Source organism: Pseudomonas putida, from assembly GCF_005080685.1.
GTDB classification, from domain to species: Bacteria; Pseudomonadota; Gammaproteobacteria; order Pseudomonadales; family Pseudomonadaceae; genus Aquipseudomonas; species Aquipseudomonas putida_V.
In genome coordinates, this window is sequence record NZ_CP039371.1 from 1,501,931 (window position 1) to 1,522,987 (window position 21,057).

Here is a 21,057-nt window from a genome sequence, read left to right on the forward strand (position 1 = left end):
TGCATCAAGATCGATCGGGGTAACCATGGCAGTGGATCTGACCAGCATCCTGCTGGGCATCGTAATGGCGGCGGTGCCGTGTGTGGGCTGGGTCATTCAACAGCAGCGTCGCTACAGCAGCCGCGAGGGCGAGCGGGCGTTGCTCGAGGAGCGCCTGAACAGTGCGCAGTTGGCCCAGGAAGGCTTGCAGGCGCAACTCGAAGCCAACCGCGACGAGATCAGCGACCTCAGCGAAGCCAACACCGTCAAGCAGACCCAACTGGCCGCCCAGGGCCGCGAGTTGGAGTTGCTGCAGATCGAGCGTGACAACGCCCGCGACGCCGCCCACGCCTGGAACCTCGAACGCGTCAACCGCGAAGCCGAACTGCGTCGGCTCGAAGCCCAGGCGGCAGGCCTGCAGGCGGAACTGCGCGAGCAGCAGGAAAGCCACCAGCAGCGCCTGGACGACCTGCAGGAAGCCCGCGACACCCTGCGTGCGCAGTTCGCCGACCTGGCCACGAAGATCTTCGACGAGCGCGAGCAACGCTTCGCCCAGACCAGCCAGCAGCACCTGGGGCAACTGCTCGACCCGCTCAAGGAGCGCATCCAGGCCTTCGAAAAACGCGTGGAGGAAAGCTACCAGCAGGAAGCCCGCGAGCGCTTCTCGCTGGGCAAGGAGCTCGAGCGTCTGCAACAACTCAACCTGCGCTTGTCCGACGAGGCGACCAATCTGACCCAGGCGCTCAAGGGCCAGAAAACCCAGGGCAACTGGGGCGAGCTGATCCTCGAGCGGGTGCTGGAGCACGCCGGCCTGGAAAAAGGCCGCGAATACCAGACCCAGGTCAACCTCAAGAGCGCCGATGGCGAGCGTTTCCAGCCCGATGTGCTGATCATGCTGCCTGGCGATAAACAGGTAGTGGTGGACGCCAAGGTCAGCCTGACGGCCTACCAACAGTTCGTCAGCAACAACGACGATGCGGCGCTCAAGCAGCACGTGCAATCGTTGCGCAGCCACGTCAAAGGCTTGTCGAGCAAGGACTACAACCGCCTCGAAGGCCTGCACAGCCTGGACTTCGTCCTGCTTTTCGTACCCATCGAAGCGGCGTTCTCGGCCGCCTTGCAGGCCGAGCCCAATCTGTTCCAGGAGGCTTTCGACCGGCAGATCGTCATCGTCAGCCCGACCACCTTGCTGGCGACCCTGCGGGTCATCGACAGCCTGTGGAAGCAGGAGCGCCAGGGCCAGAACGCCCGGGAGATCGCCGAGCGTGCCGGCTGGCTGTACGACAAGTTCGTGCTGTTCATCCAGGACCTGGACGAACTGGGCAGCCGCCTGCAGCAAGTGGACAAGGCCTACGCGGCCGCGCGCAACAAGCTCTGCGAAGGGCGTGGCAACCTGGTGAGTCGCAGCGAGCAGCTCAAGCTGCTCGGCGCCCGGGCCAGCAAGAACCTGCCGGCCGATCTGCTGGAGCGGGCGCTGTCCGACGAGGCCCTAACGGGCGAGGCGGTTACTGAGCCAGGCTCAGATGACGGTTGAGCAGGGCGCGCAAGGCCGCTGGCTTGACCGGCTTGGCCAGGTAGTCGAGCCCAGCGGCATGCACCGAAGAAATGGTCTCGTTGCGCCCATCGGCGCTGATCACCACACCCGGCACCGGCTCGCCCAGCCGCGCACGTAGCCAGCCCATCAGCTCGGTGCCGGTCTCGCCATCATCGAGGTGGTAGTCCACCAGCGCCAGGTGTGGGCGCATGCCCTTGGCCAGCAGCGCCTCGCACTCCTCGCGGTTGCGCGCGGTCCAGACCTGGCAGCCCCAGCGGCTGAGCAGGCTGTTCATGCCGATGAGGATGCTGTCTTCGTTGTCGACGCACAGCACCTGCAGCCCGGACAGGGGCTGGCCAGTCTGTTCGACCACGGCGACCGGCGCCGGCGCGGGCTGCTTGGCGACCGGCACGCTGACCCGGAACACCGTGCCGCGGCCCGGCCATGAACGCACTTCCAGCGGATGACCGAGCACCCGGCACAAACCGTCGGCGATCGCCAGGCCCAGGCCCAGGCCTTTTTCGGCGCGGGTCTGGTGGCTGTCCAGGCGTTTGAACTCCTGGAAAATCACTTGCAGCTTGTCGTCGGCGATACCCGGGCCGCGATCCCACACCTCCAGCCACAGGCGCTCGCCCTGGCGGCGCACGCCGAGCAGGATCGGACCCTTGCCGTAGCGCAGGGCATTGGTCAGGAAGTTCTGCAGCACCCGGCGCAGCAGCTTCATGTCGCTGTCGATGCGCAGGCGGCTGCCGCGCAGACGGAACTCCAGGCCCTTCTCGGCCGCCAGCAGCTTGAATTCGGCGCCGAGGGTGTCGAACAGCTCGCTGAGGGCGAAGGGCTTGGCGTCGGGGGTGACCTTGCCGTTTTCCAGGCGCGAGATGTCCAGCAGGTCGCTGATCAGTTCTTCGGCCGAGCGCAGTGAGCTGTCCATGTGCTGCACCAACTGCTGCGCCTCTTCGTTCATGGCGCCTTCGGCCTGCTGCGACAGCGCGGCGGAGAACAGCCGCGCGGCATTGAGCGGTTGCATCAGGTCGTGGCTGACTGCGGCCAGGAAGCGGCTTTTCGACTGGCTCACCGCCTCGGCCTGGCTCTTCGCCTCGCTCAGTGCCTGGTTCAGTTGCGACAGCTCGTGGGTACGCTCGGCCACCCGTTGCTCCAGGCTCTCGTTGGCCTCACGCAGGGCCTGTTCGGCCTCGCGGAACGGGGTGATGTCGGTGAAGCTCATGACGAAGCCGCCACCGGGCATCGGGTTGCCGATCAGCTCGATGACCCGGCCATTGGGGAACAGGCGCTCGGAGGAGTGCGCCCGGCCCTGGCGCATCCAGTGCAGGCGCCGGGCTACGTGGACCTGCGCTTCGCCGGGGCCGCACAGGCCTCGCTCGGCGTTGTAGCGGATGATGTCGGCGATCGGCCGGCCAACGCTGATCAGCCCCTCTGGGTAGTTGAACAGCTCCAGGTAGCGACGGTTCCAGGCCACCAGGTGCAGGTTCTGGTCGACCACGCTGATGCCCTGGTTGATGTTCTCGATGGCGCCTTGCAGCAGGGCGCGGTTGAACTGCAGCACCTCGCTGGCTTCGTCGGCGATGCGCACCACGTCCTCGAGCTGCATGTCGCGGCCTTCGATGGCCGCCTTGACCACGGCGCGTGTCGATGAGGTGCCGAGCACGCCGGCGAGCAGGCGCTCGGTATGCTCGATCCAGTCGCCATCGGCGTTCTGGTTGGGGTTGAAGCCCTTGCCCTGGCGGTAGGCGAAGCGGATGAAACTCTGCCGTGCGCGTTCCTCGCCGACGAAGCGTGCGGCAAGCTTGAGCAGGTCGTCGATCTGCACTGCCAGCAGCGGCTTGCTGTTCGGGCGAGTGGTCTGCTGGCCGATGAAACGCCCGGCCTGCCAATGCTCCGAGACGCGTGTGCGCGACAGGATCGAGACCCAGGCGAAGAGGGTGAAGTTGCCTGCCAGCGACAGCACCACGCCCTGGGTGAGTGGGGTGATGGGCAGGTTCAGCGGATTGCCGTGCAGCCAGGCCAGGCCCGGGAACAACTCCAGCGACCAGCCCAGGCTGTGGGCGGTGATCGGCAGTACCAGGGTGTAGAACCACAGGAAGATACCTGCGGCCAGGCCGGCGAACACGCCCCGGCGGTTGGCCTGCTTCCAGTACAGCGCGCCGAGCATGGCCGGGGTCAGCTGGGTGACGGCAGCGAAGGCGATCTGGCCGATGGTCGCCAGGCTCGCGGTGGAGCCCAGCAGGCGATAGCTGACATAGGCCAGCAGGAGGATGACCACGATGGTCACCCGGCGCACCGACAGCATCCAGTGGCGGAACGCCTCGAACGGGCGCTCGGCGTTGTTGCGCCGTAGCAGCCAGGGCAGCAGCATGTCGTTGGACACCATGGTCGACAGCGCCACGGCCTCGACGATGACCATGCCGGTGGCGGCCGAGGCGCCACCGATGAACGCCAGCAGGGCCAGGCTCGGGTGCGCTTCGGCCAGTGGCAGGCTGATGACGAACGAGTCGGAAATCACCGTGCCCGGCAACAGCATCTGCCCGGCCAGGGCGATCGGCACCACGAACAGCGCGGCCAGCACCAGGTAGGCGGGGAACACCCAGCGCGCCAGGCGCATGTCCTGTGGCTCGATGTTTTCCACCACGGTGACGTGGAACTGCCGCGGCAGGCAGATGATCGCCATCATCGCCACGGCAGTCTGCACCACCATCGATGGCCAGTTGATGGTCTCCTGCCAATAGCTGTCGAGCTGCACCGCCTGGCGCGCCTGGCTGAACAGGTCGTCGAAGCCGTCGTAGAGGTTGAAGACGATGAATACGCCGACGGCGAGGAAGGCCAGCAATTTGATGAGTGACTCGAAGGCGATCGCCAGGACCATGCCGCGGTGGTGTTCGGTGACGTCCAGGCTGCGCGTGCCGAAGACGATGGCGAACAGCGCCAGCACCAGCGAAACCACCAGCGCGGTGTCCTGCACGCGGGTGCCGGTGGCGTCGGCGTTGGCGCCGATCAGCAGGTTGACGCCGAGCACGATGCCCTTGAGCTGGAGGGCGATATAAGGCAGCACGCCGACCAGGCAGATCAGCGCCACCACCACTGCCAGGCTCTGCGACTTGCCGTAGCGTGCGGCGATGAAGTCGGCGATCGAGGTGATGTTCTGCTGCTTGCTGATCAGCACCATCTTCTGCAGCACCCAGGGCGCGAAGATCATCAGCAGCACCGGGCCCAGGTAGATGGGCAAGAACGCCCAGAGCTGCTCGGCGGCCTGGCCGACCGCGCCGAAGAAGGTCCAGCTGGTGCAGTACACCGCCAGCGACAGGCTGTACACCCAGGCACGCAGGCGCGGCGGCAACGGTGTGCTGCGGCGGTCGCCGTAGAAGGCGATGGCGAACATGATGGCCATATAGGCCAGGGCGACCACGGCGATCAGCCCGCTGGACAACGACATGAAAACTCCGGAGCAAGAAAGATAACGCGGTCCCGATCAATCAGTCTGGCACGCGAGCGGCGGTTCGTCAGCGGCGACGTTGGTCGCAGTGGCAGGTCGTCGCAGGCTGCATTGTCGTGCGACCAGCGGAGGATTGACAGCTCCTGCGCCCACGGGGAATACTCTGCGCAGAATTCATATAGATGTTTATATAACAAGACGAGAGCGAGACCCCCATGCACCCATTGTCCGGTGATGCTCGACTGCCCCGCTATCAACAGCTGCGCGACCACCTGGTCGAACAGATCGCCAACAACCGCTGGCGCCCGGGCGAGGCGATTCCGACCGAAGCCGCGCTAGCCAGCGAGTTCGACATGTCTGTCGGCACCGTACGCAAGGCGGTCGACGCCCTGGTGGCCGAGGGCGTGCTGGAGCGCCAGCAGGGCCGTGGCACTTTCATCCGCCGCCCGCAGTTCCAGTCCTCGCTGTTTCGCTTCTTCCGCTTCGAGGCCGCCGATGGCCAGCGGGTGATGCCGCAGAGCCGCATTCTCTCGATCGAGCCGGTGCAGGCGCCTTCGGCGGTCGCCCAGGCGCTCGGGTTGCCCGCCGAGGCCGAGGTGATCCGCATCGTGCGGACCCGTCTGCTCGGCGCGCAGCCGGTGCTGGCCGAGGAAATCTGGCTGCCACGCCAGACCTTCCAGCCCCTGCTGGACGTCGACCTCGACCGCGAGGGCCCGCTGCTCTATCCGATCTACGAAGCCTTGTGCGGCCAGGTGGTCGCCTATGCCGAGGAGACCCTGACCGCCGAAGCGGTCGACGCGGTGCATGGCCGCCTGTTGCAACTGCCGGCCGACAGCCCGGTGGTGGTGATCGAGCGACTGGCCCGTGACTACGCCGGCAAGCCTCTGGAATGGCGCCGCTCGCGCGGCCATGCGCAGCACTTCCGCTACCGCATCGACATTCGCTGAACCGGCTGTTTCGCCCTGTTGCCCGCCTGCGCCGTTCTGCCACGGCGCAGCGGTTTTGCCTGCCCGGTCGCAAGCAAGCCAAGAGCTTCGGCCTGCCCGACCGTTACACACACGACTAGAAGGATAACAACCATGTTCAGCTGGTATCGCCAGATCACTTCCCGGGAGCGCAAGACGTTCTGGGCCTGTTTCGGTGGCTGGTCGCTCGATGCGCTGGAAGTGCAGATGTTCGGCCTGGCCATTCCGGCCCTGATTGCCGCGTTTTCCCTGACCAAGGGCGACGCCGGTCTGATCAGTGGCGTGACCCTGATCACCTCGGCCATCGGTGGCTGGCTGGGTGGCACGCTGTCCGACCGCTACGGCCGGGTGCGCACGTTGCAGTGGATGATCCTCTGGTTCTCCTGCTTCACCTTCCTCTCGGCGTTCGTCACCGGCTTCTATCCGCTGCTGTTCGTCAAGGCCATGCAGGGCTTCGGTATCGGTGGTGAGTGGGCGGCCGGCGCGGTGCTGATGGCCGAGACCATCAACCCGAAATTCCGCGGCAAGGTCATGGGCACGGTGCAAAGCGCCTGGGCCGTGGGCTGGGGCCTGGCGGTCGGGCTGTTCGCGCTGATCTACTCGTTGGTGCCGCAGGAATTCGCCTGGCGCGTGATGTTCTTCGTCGGCCTGCTGCCGTCGCTGCTGATCATCTGGGTGCGGCGCAACGTGCCTGAGCCGGACAGCTTCCAGCGCCTGCAGAAGGAAAAGGCCATCCCCGGCAGCTTCTTCAAGTCGATGGCCGGCATCTTCCGCCCCGAACTTTTGCGCGTGACCCTGCTTGGCGGCCTGCTGGGCCTCGGTGCCCATGGCGGCTACCACGCGGTCATGACGTGGCTGCCGACCTTCCTCAAGACCGAGCGCAACCTGTCGGTGCTGAACTCCGGCGGCTACCTGGCGGTGATCATCTTCGCCTTCTGGTGCGGTTGCGTGGTCAGTGGCCTGCTGATCGATCGCATCGGCCGGCGCAAGAACATCCTGTTGTTCGCCCTGTGCTGCGTGCTCACCGTGCAGGCTTACGTGTTCTTCCCGCTGAGCAACACCCAGATGCTGTTCCTCGGCTTCCCGCTCGGCTTCTTCGCCGCCGGTATCCCGGCCAGCCTCGGTTCGTTCTTCAACGAACTGTACCCGGCCGACGTGCGCGGCGCCGGGGTGGGCTTCTGCTACAACTTTGGCCGTGTGCTGTCGGCGGTGTTCCCGTTCCTGGTCGGCCACATGAGCGAATCGATGTCGCTGGGTAGCGCCATCGGTATCGATGCCGGTATCGCCTATGGCGTGGCCATGATCGCGGCGTTGTGCCTGCCGGAAACCCGCGGTCGCAGCCTCGAAACCAGCCCGGCGCCGCAAGCGAGCGGTGTGCTGGCCAAGTAACCTACTTTTCGTTCCCCTGATGCTTCGATGAGAACCATGCCCGACGTTCCTGCTTCACCCCTGACCGCCATCGACAGCCACGCCCACGTGTTCAGCCGTGGGCTGAACCTGGCCAGCGAACGGCGCTACGCGCCGACCTACGACGCGCCGCTGGGCGATTACCTGGGCCAGCTACAGGCCCATGGTTTCAGCCATGGCGTTCTGGTCCAGCCCAGCTTCCTGGGCACCGACAACCGCTACTTGCTCAGCGCCCTGCAGACCGTGCCGGGTCAGTTGCGTGGGGTGGTGATGGTGGACCGCGACGTCGAGCGTGAAACCCTCGACGAGATGACTCGCCTGGGGGTCAGGGGCGTGCGCCTGAACCTCATGGGCCAGGCGCTGCCTGATCTCACCAGCGCCGCCTGGCGGCCTTTTCTGGAGCGTATCGGCGAGCAGGGCTGGCATCTGGAGTTGCATCGCCAGGTGGTGGATATTCCGCACCTGGTACGCGCACTGGAGCCGTATGACCTGGACATCGTGATCGACCATTTCGGCCGTCCCGATGCGCGCCTGGGGCTGGGCCAGCCGGGTTTCCCCGACTTGCTGACCTTGGGTGGCAAGGGCAGGGTGTGGGTGAAGGTCTCCGGGTGCTATCGCCTGGGCGGCACGCCGGAGCAGAACCTGGCGTTCGCACGCAAGGCGCTGGGCGCGCTGGAAGTGCACTATGGTGCCGAACGGCTGATGTGGGGGAGCGACTGGCCGCACACGCAGCATGAGGCGGCGGTGAGCTTTGCCACGGTGCTCGAGCAGTTCGAAGCCTTGGGATGCTCGGCGCAATTGCGCCGGGCGCTGTTGGTGGAGACTGCGCGGGATCTGTTCGGCTTCAAATGATGTAGGGCCTGTACAGCCTGAGCATCTTTGAGGGATGCCCCACGATCATGGGGCATCCCTCCCGATCAGAACCGGAACCGGCTGATCATCTGCTGCAACTGCCCACCCAACCGCGCCAGCTCCACGCTGGACGCCGATGTCTGATGGCTGGCCTCGGCCGTCTGTTCGGAAATGTCCCGCACCGTCACCACGCTCCGGCTGATTTCCTCGGCCACCGCGCTCTGCTGCTCCGATGCCGCGGCAATCTGCTGGTTCATCGACTGGATCGCCGACACCCGCTGGGTGATGCCCTCCAGCGCCACTCCGGCTTCACGCACCAGCGCCACGCTGCTCTCGGTCAGGCTCTGGCTTTCTTCCATCAGCTCGCTCACCGACAACGTGCCTTGCTCCAGGCTGCCGATGGCCGACTCGATTTCCAGGGTCGAGGCCTGGGTGCGTTGGGCCAGGCTGCGCACTTCGTCGGCCACCACGGCGAAACCACGGCCCGCCTCGCCAGCTCGGGCTGCCTCGATGGCAGCGTTGAGCGCCAGCAGGTTGGTCTGCTCGGCCACCGCCTTGATCACGTCCATGACCTTGCCGATGCGCTGGCTCTCGCTGCGCAGGGCGCCCATGGCTTCGCTGGTGGCATCGACCTGGTTGGCCAGGCGGCCGATCTGCGCGACGGCGCGGGTGACCACGCTGTCGCCTTCGCGGGCTTCCTCGTCGGTAGCGCTGGCAGCCTCGGAGGCTTCGCCGGCATTGCGCGCCACTTCGTGCACGGTCGCGGCCATTTCCTGCATCGCGGTGGCCACCTGGTCGGTCTCGACCTTCTGGTTGTTGGCGCCGGCGCTGGTCTGCTCGGTGATCGCCGACAGTTCCTCGGTGGCGCTGGCGATCTGCGAGATGCCGTCGCGCACCTGGGCGATCAGCTCGCGCAGGTTGCAGGTCATGCCCTGCAGGGCATTCTGCAGTTGGCCCACCTCGTCGCGACGGCGGGTGGCCGGTTGCTCGCCGAGGTTGCCGCTGGCCACCTGTTCCATGGCGTCGAGCACGCGGCGCAGTGGCTGGCTGATCTGGCGGGCGATCAGTACTGCGGCCAAGGCACCGATCAACAGCGCAAGGACGGTGGTGACGATCTGCAGGACCCGGGCGAAGTGGCTGTCCTCGTTCACTGCCAGCACCTGGGAATCGAGCAGTTGGCCGATCAGGGCGTTGAGGGTATCGACATCCTTGCCCATGGCGTTGCGGTAGTCGACCAGCTTGCTCACCTCACCGCGGAAGGCCTCGACCGCCTCGGCATAGGCCCGTACCTGTTGCTCGAGTTGTCCGAACTCCTGGGCGAAGCTGCCGTTGAAACGCGCCACCAGGCCTGGCAGTTCGTTCACCGTGGTGGCGATCTGCGTGTTCATCAGCTTTTCGGTGTCGGCGTTGGTGTTACCGGTGTAGCCACGCACGTGGTAGCGCAACAGGATCAGGTTCTCGCGAATCTGGTTGATCGCCTCGATACGCGTGAAGCGCTGCTCGGCATCGGGCAGGGCTCGTACCTGCTTGCGGATGTGCTCGATGCTGGCAAACGAGTCAGTGGCCAGCACGCCCATCTGCTTTTGCGCCGCACGCATCGCCTGGTAAGACTGGAAGCTCAGCGCCTGGTTGCTGGCGTAGGCCTGCAGGGTCTGGTCGGCTTGGTTCAGCAGCGCCCGGTTTTGCGGCTTGACCAAGGTCTGTCGCAGTTTGTCGAGCGGCGCCTTGAACGCATCCAGGGCCGCTTGCAAGGCCTTGCCCTCGGCTTCGTCGCCGTTGGCCATGGCATGGCGCAAACGCGCCACGCGCAGGTCGCCAAGGGCATCGTTGAGTCCGGACACATCGCTGACCACTTCGCTGCGACGCACCAGGTTGCCCAGGCCATCCCAGCTGATCAGCGACTGGATCAGGGTCAGGGCCAACACCAGGCCGAAACCGAGGAAGAGTTTGTTGGCGATTTTCAGGTCGCCGAACCAGGTAAACATGCTGCTGAGCTCCTTTTCTTATGCGTTGGAGGAGACCGGAGGTCCGTTCCTTTTTCAGATATAGTCATCTATATGAATCATCGGCAGATGTAACAAATTCTGAACAAAGATTTCAATGAAAAATGATGTCTTCGTGATATCAATTGCTGGGGCGTATCCCTGAACAACCTGCGGCGGGTTGCCAGCGACGGCATTGCCATGCAGATTTGTGGCTTGTGGCGGCCGGCGAGCCTCCAACTAGAACAAAGGCCCAGGGAAGAAGATTGATGAGTCAAACCTCGCAATTCACATTGCTCGGCAAGCGGCGATTCCTGCCGTTTTTCATCACCCAGGCGCTGGGCGCCTTCAACGACAACCTGTTCAAGCAGTCACTGATCCTCGCCATCCTGTTCAAGCTCGGCTTCAGCGAAGGCGCCAGTGCCATGTGGGTGAACCTCTGCGCGCTGCTGTTCATCCTGCCGTTTTTCCTGTTCTCGGCACTGGGCGGGCAGTTCGGCGAAAAGTTCGCCAAGGACGCGCTGATCCGCATCATCAAACTGGCCGAAATCGTCATCATGGCCATCGGTGCGCTGGGGTTCGTCACCCATCACCTGACGCTGATGCTGATAGCGTTGTTCGGCATGGGCACCCACTCGGCGCTGTTCGGCCCGGTGAAGTACTCGATCCTGCCCCAGGCACTACGTGAACAGGAGCTGGTGGGCGGCAACGGCCTGGTGGAAATGGGCACCTTCCTGGCGATTCTTGCCGGGACCATCGGCGCCGGGGTGATGATGTCGGCCGACAGTTACGCCACGGTGGTGGCGGGCGGGGTGGTCGGCACTGCGGTGCTGGGCTACCTGGCCAGCCGCTGGATCCCCCGCGCCGCCGCGGCCTCGCCGCAGATGGTGCTGGACTGGAACATCTTCAAGCAGTCCTGGGCGATCCTGCGCATGGGCCTGGGGCAGACGCCGGCGGTGTCGCGTTCGATCGTCGGCAACTCGTGGTTCTGGTTCGTCGGCGCCATCTATCTCACGCAGATTCCGGCCTATGCCAAGGACTGGCTGCACGGCGACAGCACCGCGGTGACCCTGGTGCTGACGCTGTTCTCGGTCGGCATTGCCCTGGGCTCGCTGTTGTGCGAGCGCCTCAGCGGGCGCAAGGTTGAAATCGGCCTGGTACCGTTCGGCTCGTTCGGCCTGACCCTGTTCGGCCTGCTCTGGTGGTGGCACTCCGGCGATGTGCCGGTCGCAGCCGCGCCACATGACTGGCTGGCGCTGCTGGGCATGCCGCAGGCGTGGTGGATCCTGGTGTCGATCGTTGGCCTGGGCGTGTTCGGTGGCTTCTACATCGTGCCGCTGTATGCCTTGATCCAGGCGCGCACTGCCGAAGACGAGCGGGCCCGGGTGATCGCCGCCAACAACATCCTCAATGCGCTGTTCATGGTGGTATCGGCGTTGCTGACCATGGTGCTGCTGGGCTTGGCCGACTTGAGCATCCCGCAGTTGTTCCTGGTGGTGTCGCTGCTCAATGTGCTGGTCAACGCCTACATCTTCAGGATCGTGCCCGAGTTCACCATGCGCTTCCTGATCTGGCTGCTGAGCCACTCGATGTACCGCGTGGAGCACCGCGATCTGGAGCGTATCCCAGACGAAGGCGCGGCGTTGCTGGTGTGCAACCATGTCTCGTTCGTCGATGCACTGTTGCTCGGCGGGGCTATTCGCCGGCCAATTCGCTTCGTCATGTACTACAAGATCTACAACCTTCCTGTGCTCAACTTCGTCTTCCGTACAGCCGGCGCCATTCCGATCGCCGGGCGTAACGAAGACCTGGCGACCTACGAGCGGGCGTTCGCTCGCATCGCCGAATACCTCGCGGCAGGGGAACTGGTGTGTATCTTCCCTGAAGGCAAGTTGACCGGCGACGGTGAGATCGATGTGTTCAAGGGCGGGGTCAACCGTATTCTCGAGGAAACCCCGGTGCCGGTGATTCCCCTGGCATTGCAGGGGCTGTGGGGTAGCTTCTTCAGCCGTGACCCGGCAAAGGGCTTCTTCAAGCGCTTGTGGTCGCGGGTGACCATCGTGGCTGGCACCGCCATCCCGGTGGAGGCGGCGCAGCCCGAGGCGTTACGGGAGCAGGTGAGCCGCTTGCGCGGTGGCCTGCGTTAGGTCGGGGGTTACGTTAGGTTCTTCACGGATTGTTGGGAGCTTGCTTGGCTTGGCTCGGCTTGGCTCGGCATTGAGATTGGGGCCAGATCCATTTTTTGTAGCGGCGCTACTGGCCCCTTCCGCCTTTACGGCGGGCTACTTTGTTCTTGGACAAAGTAGCGCAAAGCCGCTTGCTCCCACATACGGCCCCTACGCTGCGCTTCGGGGTTCCCTCGCTCCGGCGGCTTGCGGGCCCGCGCGGCCTACGACTTGCTGCGCAAGTCTACATCTCGCGCCTCCGGCTCCGCCGGAGGGTGCTGCGCACCTGGCCCTCCAGCCGCCTACGCTCGGCCTCCTGAGGTCGCGGGTAGATCAAGATCAAGATCAAGATCAACAGCAAGAGCAGATCAAAAGCGAGAGCAACGGCAGGCGAATCGCTTCGCTCTCGCTCTCGGTCCAGCCCCCACTAATTCGAAACAACCTTGTCAGGAGGAAGACTTAGCTGGCACTGACTTTCAGGCCGATCAGTCCGGCCACGATCAACGCCACGCTGACCAGCCGCACCAGGGCCATGGACTCGCCGAACAGGATGATGCCGGCAATCACCGTGCCGACCGCACCGACACCGGTCCAGATGGCATATGCGGTGCCCAGCGGCAGCTCTTTCATGGCAAGCCCGAGCAAGCCGAGGCTGATGGCCATGGCGGCGACGGTGAGGGCGGTGGGGAGCGGTTTACTGAAGCCGTCGGTGTATTTCAGGCCGACCGCCCAACCGACCTCGAACAGGCCGGCGAAGAACAGGATGATCCAGGACATGGTGAGTCTCCATCGTTGTCAATGATGGGGCCGTCCCCGGGATGGTCACGCGGTGCGTCGTGAGGTCGTCCTCACAGTGGGCAATATAGTGCACATTTGCCCGTCCTTGGGCAAGTCTGCATCAATGCCTGGCCGGCTCCGCGCTCTCGACCTCATCCTCAGGCGCTTCCATCCGCCTGAACCAGGTCGACAGCAGCGCCCCGGAAATATTGTGCCAAACACTGAACAGCGCACTGGGCACCGCCGCCAATGGCGAGAAGTGCGCCGCCGCCAAGGCTGCCCCCAGCCCGGAATTCTGCATGCCCACCTCCAAGGCCAGCGATTTGCGCTGGGCCAGCGGCAGCTTGCAGAGCTTGCCGGTCAGGTACCCAAGCAGGTAGCCGAAGCTGTTGTGCAGTACCACCACGGCCATGATCAACAGACCCGATTCGGCGATCTTCGCCTGGCTGGCGGCAACCACCGCGCAGACGATCATCACGATGCTCACCACCGACACCAGCGGCAGCACCTGCACCGCCAGTTGCACCCGGGCGCCGAGCAGGCGCTGGGCGACCACGCCGAGCACGATGGGCAGCATCACCAGCTGCAGGATCGACCAGAACATGTCCATGAAGGAAACCGGCAGCCAGGCAGAGGCCAGGAACCAGATCAGCGCCGGGGTCAGCAGCGGTGCCAGCAAGGTGGTCACCGCGGCGATCGCCACCGCCAGTGCCAGGTCGCCCTTGGACAGCCACACCATCACGTTCGACGCCGTGCCACTCGGGCAGCAGCCGACCAGGATCACGCCCACGGCAATTTCGGCCGGCAGGTGGAACAGCTGGCACAGCAGCCAGGCCATCCCCGGCATGATCACGAAGTGCGCCACCACGCCCAATAGCACACGCCATGGCTGACGGGCGAGGGCAGCGAAGTCGTCGAGCTTGAGGGTCAGGCCCATGCCGAACATCACCAGCCCCAGCAGCGGCACGATGGCGACTTTCAAGGCGATGAACCACTGGGGTTGCAGGAAGGCCAGGCAGGCGAACACCAGCACCCAGAGGGCGAAGGTGTTGCCGACGAAGCGGCTGAAGGCGGCGAGGGCACGCATTGGCAGGTCCTTTTGTAGTTATGACGTTCGATTTTCATTGGCCCCTTCGCGGGACAAGCCCGCTCCCACGGGGTCACCACAGTCTCCAAGGGCTGCAGAGTATCTGTGGGAGCGGGCTTGTCCCGCGAAAGGGCCGGCACTGGCTGAAAATGGCATGCAGGCCGGCACTCGTCGATGATGCCGATCAGACCCCTTGCGGAATCTCTTCCCCACCCAGCGCCTCGAACAGCACCGGCAGGAATTCGGTAAAGGTCATCATCATCAGCTGGAAGCTGGCATCGAACTGCTGGGCGGCCTCGTCGCCACCATCCTGTTCAGCCTGCTCCTGCAGCAGCTCCTCGAACTTCAGGCGCTTGATCACCATCTTGTCGTCGAGCACGAACGACAGCTTGTCCTGCCAGGCCAGGGCCAGCTGGGTGACCATCTTGCCGGTGCTCAGGTGCAGCTGGATTTCCTCGCTGGTCAGGTCCTGGCGCTTGCAGCGCACGATGCCGCCGTCCTCGGCAGTGTCGCGCAGCTCGCACTCATCCAGTACATAGAAGCCTTCGGCGGCTTGCTGCGACTTGACCCAGTCGGTCATGGTCGCGCTAGGTGCGATCTTCACCGTGGCCGGGCGCACCGGCAGCGAGCCGATCACTTCGCGCAGGGTCGAGAGCAGGTCTTCGGCGCGCTTGGCGCTGGCCGAGTTGACCAGAATCATGCCCAGGCGCGGGGCGATGGCGGCGAAGATCATCGAGCGGCGGATGAAAGCGCGCGGCAGGAAGGCTTGGATGATCTCGTCCTTGATCTGGTCGCGTTCCTTTTTATAGACCTTGCGCATCTGCTCGGTCTCGATCTCTTCGACCTTCTCCTTTACCGCATCGTTGACCACGCTGCTCGGCAGGATGCGTTCTTCCTTGCGCGCGGCAATCAGCAGGAACTCACCGCTGACGTGCACCAGGGGAGCATCTTCGCCTTTGCCGAACGGCGCGACGAAACCGTAGGTGGTCAGCTCCTGGCTGGCGCAGGGGCGGGCCGGCTTGGTGGCCAGGGCGGCCTCCAGCGCCTCGGCCTCGAACGGTACTTCCTGGGTCAGACGGTAGGACAGCAGGTTCTTGAACCACATGAGGGGGAATCTCTCCTTAATGCATAAGGCGGGCATTATTCTCTGAGCGACGGCCTGAGGCCAACCCTGTCAGAGGGCCAGCAGGCATATATAAGGAAAGAAATGACCGGTAGCGCTAGGTCGTTGAAAGGCCTGCAAATTTTTTTTGAAAAAGATTAAAAAAGTGCTTGCCAGGGTGTCGGGTCGTCCGTAGAATGCGCGCCACACCGAGACGAAAGGGTGATTAGCTCAGCCGGGAGAGCATCTGCCTTACAAGCAGAGGGTCGGCGGTTCGATCCCGTCATCACCCACCACTCGATGTATAGCGCAGCGGTAGTTCAGTCGGTTAGAATACCGGCCTGTCACGCCGGGGGTCGCGGGTTCGAGTCCCGTCCGCTGCGCCATATTCCAGCTTCCAGGGCCCACTGAACACCCGGAAGCTACACAGAAAGCGACCTTAGGGTCGCTTTTTTTGTTTCTGCTCCATGCTGCGTGCCCGTAGGCACCGGCTTGTCGGCGATGGGGGGCAACGCCCCCCCACTGCGTCAACGATGACGCTCTTCTTCGCGCAGTGTCAGCACCTCGACCCCGTCCTCCGTCACCGCCACGGTATGTTCCCATTGCGCCGACAGGGCGTGGTCACGGGTCACCACCGTCCAGCCATCTTTCAATGTCCGCGTACCGCGACCACCCTGGTTGATCATCGGCTCGATGGTGAACACCATCCCTGGTTTGAGCTTCATGCCCATGCCACGCTGGCCGAAGTGCAGTACCTCGGGCCCTTCGTGCATCTGCTTGCCGATTCCATGGCCGCAGTATTCGCGCACCACGCTGTAACCTGCAGCTTCGGCGTGCGCCTGGATGGCGTGGCCGATATCACCCAGCGTGGCGCCTGGGCGCACCTGGTCGATGCCTTTCCACAGCGCGTCGTAGGTGGTGTCGACCAGGCGCGCGGCCTCGTCGCTGATCGAGCCGATGCGGTACATCTTCGACGAGTCGGCGATGTAGCCGCCTTGTTCGAGGGTGATGTCGACGTTGATGATCGAGCCCTCCTGCAGCACCTCGTCGGCCTTGGGAATGCCATGGCAGACCACGTGATCCACCGAGGTGTTGAGCGAGTAGGGGAAGCCGTACTGGCCCTTGCTCGCCGGGCGGGCCTTGAGGGTTTCGACGATGAACGTGTCGGCACGGTCGTTGATCTGCATGGTGGTGACGCCGGGGCGGATGAAGCCGTCGAGGTCGGCGAACACCTGGGCCAGCAACTGGCCGGCACGGCGCATCAGGTGGAGTTGCTCGGGGGTCTTGAGGATCACCTGGGACATGGGGGGAGGGGAGTGTCTCGTGCTGGAATTTGCCCCAGCATAGCGCCATGGGGCTGCCGGTTGCCACCGGATGGTGCGTAATCCGTGGCGGCCCTTTCGCGGGCAAGCCCGCTGCCACAGGATCCGCGCGGTCCTTGGCGCCTGTGGTGAACCTGTGGCAGCGGGCTTGCCCGCGAATAGGCCGGTCCAGCTGGCCCATAAATTGCTGAATCTCCTCATCCAGGGCCATCAACGCCGATTGCCCTCACACATTCACGACAAAGGCGCCGTGTTGCCCCCGCTTGCCAAGCAAGCCGGGGCAGCCGGCGCCTTTTTGCGTTCCTGAAGGGAGACACGTCGATGACCACCCGCGAAGTGCGCAGCGTATGCCCCTACTGCGGCGTCGGTTGCGGCATCGTCATGACCGTGGCCGACGGCAAGGTCGGCAAGGTCGCTGGCGACAAGCAGCACCCGAGCAACTTCGGCCGCCTCTGCACCAAAGGCCTCACCGCCCACCTGCCACTGACCAGTGGCCGCATGGAAGACGCCTACGTGCGCCAGGAGCGCCACCAGGAACCGGCACGTAGCCCGCTGGACCAGGCCATCGCCCAGGCCGCCCAGCGCCTGCGCGGCATCATCGACAGCCATGGGCCCGATGCCGTGGCGTTGTATGTGTCCGGGCAGATGTCGCTGGAGGCCCAGTACCTGGCCAACAAACTGGCCAAGGGGTTCATCGGCACCCGCCATATCGAGTCCAACTCACGGCTGTGCATGGCCAGTGCCGGCACCGGCTACAAGCTCTCGCTGGGCGCCGATGGCCCGCCGGGCAGCTACCAGGATTTCGACCGCGCCGAGGTGTTTCTGGTGATTGGCGCGAACATGGCCGACTGCCACCCGATTCTCTTCCTGCGCTTGCTCGACCGGGTCAAGGCCGGGGCCAGGCTGATCGTCGTCGACCCGCGGCGCACCACCACCGCCGACAAGGCCGACCTGTTCCTGCAGGTACGCCCTGGCAGCGACCTGGCGTTGCTCAACGGCCTGCTGCACCTGCTGCACCTCAACGGCCACACCGACCCCGAGTTCATTGCCCGGCATACCGAAGGCTGGGGCGAGATGCCGGCGTTTCTCGAGGACTACACCCCCGAGCGCGTCGCGGCCATCACCGGCCTGGCCGAAGCCGACCTGCGCCAGGCCGCCGACTGGATCGGCACTGCCGGGGAGTGGATGAGCTGCTGGACCATGGGCCTGAACCAGAGCATCCATGGCACCTGGCACAGCAATGCCTTGTGCAACCTGCACCTGGCCACCGGCGCCATCTGCCGGCCCGGTAGCGGCCCGTTCTCGCTGACCGGCCAGCCCAATGCCATGGGCGGGCGCGAAATGGGCTACATGGGGCCGGGTCTGCCGGGCCAGCGTTCGGCCTTGGTGGAGGGCGACCGGGTTTTCGTCGAGCAGCAGTGGGGCCTGGCCTCGGGTAGCCTGCGCGCCGAGGGCGGGGAAGGCACGGTCGCGCTGTTCGAGCAGATGAAAGCGGGCGAGGTGAAGGCCTGCTGGATCATCTGCAGCAACCCGGTAGCCAGCGTCGCCAATCGTCAGCAAGTCATCGATGGCCTGCGCGAGGCCGAGCTGGTGATTACCCAGGATGCCTTCCTCGACACCGAGACCAACCGTTACGCCGATATCCTCCTGCCTGGCGCGCTGTGGGCCGAGGGGGAGGGCGTGATGATCAACAGCGAGCGCAACCTGACCCTGATGCCACGCGCCGTCAACCCGCCTGGGCAAAGCCTGCCTGACTGGCAGATCATCGCTCGGGTGGCCTGTGCCATGGGCTATACGCACGCCTTCGACTACCCCGATGCCGAGGCGGTATTCGATGAAATCCGCCGCTTCTGGAACCCCGCCACCGGCTACGACCTGCGCGGCATCGACTATGCCGGGCTGCGCCACAGCCCGCGGCAGTGGCCCTGCGCACCAGGCCGCGCCGATCACCGCAGCCCGCTGCGCTATCACAACGACGGCAACAGCCAACGCCTGCTGCTCGATGCCCAGGGCAACCGACCTGCGCTGGCGTTCCCCACTGCCAGCGGCAAGGCACGCTTCTTCGCCCGGCCCTGGCTGCCTGCATCCGAGCTGCCCGATGACGACTACCCGTTGGTGCTCAACACCGGCCGCGTGCAGCACCAGTGGCACACCATGACCAAGACCGGCAAGGTGCCGGCGCTGAACAAGCTCGAGCCCGGTCCCTTCCTCGAGATTCACCCCGAGGATGCCGAGCGTCTGGGCCTGCGTGAAAAGGACCAGGTAAGGGTGCGTTCGCGTCGTGGCCAGGCCGTCTTGCCGGCGCGGCTCAGCACCCGGGTGATGCCGGGCAACTGCTTCGCACCGATCCATTGGAACGATGTGTTCGGTGAGCAGCTGGCGATCAATGCCGTGACCTGCGATGCGGTCGACCCGTTGTCGTTGCAACCGGCCTTCAAGCATTGCGCCGTGGCCCTGGAGCGGGTCGCTGGCGAACGCATCGACGCTCTGGAACTGAGCGTCGCCACCCCCTTGCCGGAGCCTGCCCGCATGCCGACCGCCACCTTGTCCCGCTTGCTTGGCCTGGATGCGCTACCAGCCCCCGTGCTGGCCGAGGACGAACGCCACTACCTGCAAGGCTTTCTGCTCGGGCTTGAGCAGGCCCGTGCCGAGGGCGTGCCCAGCCTGCCGGCCAATGCGCCGCTGGCGGCCTCCAGGCGCCTGTTCGTCGATGGCTTGCTGGCGGGGTTGTTCGCCCAGCCGGCGGCAGCCCCCGAAGCGTTCATCGAAACCCCTCGCCACCAGGTGCTGTGGGCCTCGCAAACCGGCAACAGCGAGGCGTTGGCCGAGCGCTGCGCCGAACGGCTGCGCAGTGCCGGGCATGCCGTGCAGCTCAGCTGCATGGATGCCCTCAGCCCGCGACAGTTGCAAGGCGCCGCCAGCGTGGTGTTGATCGCCAGCACCTTCGGCGACGGCGATGCGCCCGACAGCGCGAGGGCGTTCTGGCAGGCGTTGCAGGGCGAGGAGGGTGCCCACTGCGCCGACCTGCCTTACGCCGTGCTGGCCCTGGGTGATTCCAGCTACGATCGGTTCTGCGGCTTTGGCCGCAAGCTCGACCAGCGCCTGGCCGAACTGGGCGGGCGTCGCCTGTTGCAGCGGGTCGACTGCGAACCGGACTATGACGAGGCGTTCGCCGCCTGGCTGGAGGCCCTGCTGGCGGAGCTGGCTAGCGGTTGCGCAACTGCCCCGAGCGAAAGCCCGGTGCCGACGGCAGCCTATGGCAAGCAACAGCCGTATTCGGCGCGACTGCTGGAAAATCGCGTGCTCAATGGCCCTGGCGCGAGCAAGGAGACCCGCCAATTGGTGTTCGACCTGACCGGTAGCGGTTTTACCTACCAGGCCGGCGATGCCCTGGGGGTGTGGCCGCGCAACTGCCCGGCGCTGGTCGAGGAACTGCTCGGGCTGATGGGGCTCGACGGCAGTACGCAGGTCGAGCTCAAGGGGCAACTGACGATGGCGCTGGCGCAGGCCCTGGAAACGCGCCTGGAAATCGCCAAGGTGACCCCACAGCAACTCCAGGCTTTCAGCCACGCCGCCGCTGATCTGCAGCGACTGCTGCAACCCGAGTGCAAGGCCGAGTTGCAGGACTGGCTGTGGGGGCGGCAGTTGGTCGATGTGCTGCGCGCGTTTCCCCAGGCGTTGCCACTGACTACCTGGCTCGAGCTGCTCAAGCCATTGCAGCCGCGGCTGTATTCGATCAGCTCCAGCCCGCTGGCCCATCCGGAGCAGGTGCACTTGACCGTATCGACGGTGCGTTATGGTCAGCGCAAGGGCGTGTGTTCGAGCTTTCTCGCCGACCGCGCGCAGGCGCTGGAGGTGGCAATCTTCCCACAGGTGTCGAAGCATTTTCGCCTGCCCGAGGACGACGACGCCGCAGTGATCATGGTGGGGCCCGGCACCGGTATCGCGCCATTTCGCGCGTTCCTCGAAGAACGCGAGGCGCGCGGGTCCAAGGGCGGCAACTGGTTGTTCTTCGGCGAGCAGTATGCCGCCACCGACTTCTATTACCAGGACCAGCTGCAAGCCTGGGAGGCTGCCGGGCACCTGCGCCTGGATACCGCGTTCTCGCGTGACCAGGCCGAGAAGATCTACGTGCAGCAGCGCCTGCGCGAACAGGGCGCGCCGTTGTGGCAATGGTTGCAGGACGGCGCATACGTGTATGTCTGTGGCGATGCCCAACGCATGGCCAAGGACGTGGATGCGGCCTTGCGCGAGATCGTCGCCGAGCACGGCGGTATGGATATGGCGGCGGCGGCTGCCTATGTCGAGGCGCTGGGCAGGGCCAAGCGTTATCGGCGTGATGTGTATTGAAGCGCCCCAGGATGGGGAGGGGTGCACTGTGGATGTGCATTGGTCGTGCCGGCCTCTTCGCGGGTAAACCCGCTCCTACAGGAGCCT

The 21,057-nt window shown here is 65.0% G+C and carries 12 protein-coding genes, 2 tRNA genes and 1 pseudogene; 8 read left to right on the forward strand and 7 right to left on the reverse strand.

All coding sequences use genetic code 11. The annotated features are described in order from the left end of the window. Nucleotides 1–139: 139 nt before the first annotated feature. Entirely contained in the window at nt 140–1,513 is a 1,374-nt protein-coding gene (rmuC, locus tag E6B08_RS07195) for a DNA recombination protein RmuC (protein WP_192938686.1), read from the forward strand. On the opposite strand, the gene E6B08_RS07200 is transcribed toward rmuC, so the two are convergent. Then, the gene (locus tag E6B08_RS07200; protein WP_136913394.1) at nt 1,485–4,961 is read right to left on the reverse strand and encodes a hybrid sensor histidine kinase/response regulator; all 3,477 of its coding nucleotides are present in this window, start codon (nt 4,959–4,961) and stop codon (nt 1,485–1,487) included. The genes rmuC and E6B08_RS07200 overlap by 29 nt on opposite strands. Before the next feature lie 215 nt (nt 4,962–5,176). On the opposite strand from E6B08_RS07200, the gene E6B08_RS07205 reads away from it, so the two are divergent. The 3 genes from E6B08_RS07205 (at nt 5,177) to E6B08_RS07215 (ending at nt 8,185) form a co-directional block, all read left to right on the forward strand. Then, nucleotides 5,177–5,908 carry a GntR family transcriptional regulator gene (locus tag E6B08_RS07205; protein ID WP_136913395.1) on the forward strand — a complete coding sequence of 244 codons (732 nt, stop codon included), beginning with the start codon at nt 5,177–5,179 and terminating at the stop codon, nt 5,906–5,908. A gap of 132 nt (nt 5,909–6,040) precedes the next feature. Then, complete coding sequence (locus E6B08_RS07210) at nt 6,041–7,315, forward strand: MFS transporter (protein ID WP_136913396.1); 1,275 nt, start codon at nt 6,041–6,043, stop codon at nt 7,313–7,315. 36 nt (nt 7,316–7,351) lie between these two features. Next, nucleotides 7,352–8,185 (forward strand): amidohydrolase family protein, encoded by an 834-nt coding sequence (locus E6B08_RS07215; protein WP_136913397.1) that lies wholly within the window; start codon nt 7,352–7,354, stop codon nt 8,183–8,185. A 65-nt stretch (nt 8,186–8,250) separates the two neighbouring features. On the opposite strand, the gene E6B08_RS31435 is transcribed toward E6B08_RS07215, so the two are convergent. Both E6B08_RS31435 and E6B08_RS31440 read right to left on the reverse strand, forming a co-directional pair. Then, complete coding sequence (locus E6B08_RS31435; RefSeq protein WP_416194389.1) at nt 8,251–9,114, reverse strand: methyl-accepting chemotaxis protein; 864 nt, start codon at nt 9,112–9,114, stop codon at nt 8,251–8,253. After that, nucleotides 9,115–10,170, reverse strand: a pseudogene (locus E6B08_RS31440) (methyl-accepting chemotaxis protein); the annotation flags it as partial. A gap of 266 nt (nt 10,171–10,436) precedes the next feature. Here E6B08_RS31440 and E6B08_RS07225 point away from each other — a divergent pair. Continuing rightward, nucleotides 10,437–12,314, forward strand: a complete 1,878-nt coding sequence (locus E6B08_RS07225; protein ID WP_136913399.1) for a 1-acyl-sn-glycerol-3-phosphate acyltransferase — start codon at nt 10,437–10,439, stop codon at nt 12,312–12,314. A 477-nt stretch (nt 12,315–12,791) separates the two neighbouring features. Here E6B08_RS07225 and sugE read toward each other — a convergent pair whose 3' ends face one another. The 3 genes from sugE to rdgC form a co-directional block, all read right to left on the reverse strand. Continuing rightward, nucleotides 12,792–13,109 carry a quaternary ammonium compound efflux SMR transporter SugE gene (sugE, locus tag E6B08_RS07230; protein ID WP_136913400.1) on the reverse strand — a complete coding sequence of 106 codons (318 nt, stop codon included), beginning with the start codon at nt 13,107–13,109 and terminating at the stop codon, nt 12,792–12,794. A 121-nt stretch (nt 13,110–13,230) separates the two neighbouring features. Beyond that, entirely contained in the window at nt 13,231–14,196 is a 966-nt protein-coding gene (locus E6B08_RS07235) for a bile acid:sodium symporter family protein (protein ID WP_136913401.1), read from the reverse strand. A gap of 184 nt (nt 14,197–14,380) precedes the next feature. Beyond that, nucleotides 14,381–15,301, reverse strand: a complete 921-nt coding sequence (rdgC, locus tag E6B08_RS07240) for a recombination-associated protein RdgC (protein ID WP_136913402.1) — start codon at nt 15,299–15,301, stop codon at nt 14,381–14,383. Nucleotides 15,302–15,518: 217 nt separating this feature from the next. On the opposite strand from rdgC, the gene E6B08_RS07245 reads away from it, so the two are divergent. Together E6B08_RS07245 and E6B08_RS07250 are read left to right on the forward strand one after the other, a co-directional pair. Next, nucleotides 15,519–15,594, forward strand: a tRNA-Val gene (locus tag E6B08_RS07245). A gap of 13 nt (nt 15,595–15,607) precedes the next feature. After that, nucleotides 15,608–15,684 (forward strand) — tRNA-Asp (locus E6B08_RS07250). A 141-nt stretch (nt 15,685–15,825) separates the two neighbouring features. Here E6B08_RS07250 and map read toward each other — a convergent pair. Next, on the reverse strand, nt 15,826–16,602 hold the full coding sequence (map, locus tag E6B08_RS07255; RefSeq protein WP_416194372.1) for a type I methionyl aminopeptidase: 777 nt from the start codon (nt 16,600–16,602) through the stop codon (nt 15,826–15,828). A 339-nt stretch (nt 16,603–16,941) separates the two neighbouring features. Between map and E6B08_RS07265 the strand changes: the two genes are divergently transcribed. Beyond that, the gene (locus E6B08_RS07265; protein WP_136913403.1) at nt 16,942–20,970 is read left to right on the forward strand and encodes a bifunctional nitrate reductase/sulfite reductase flavoprotein subunit alpha; all 4,029 of its coding nucleotides are present in this window, start codon (nt 16,942–16,944) and stop codon (nt 20,968–20,970) included. The last annotated feature ends 87 nt before the right edge of the window (nt 20,971–21,057 follow it).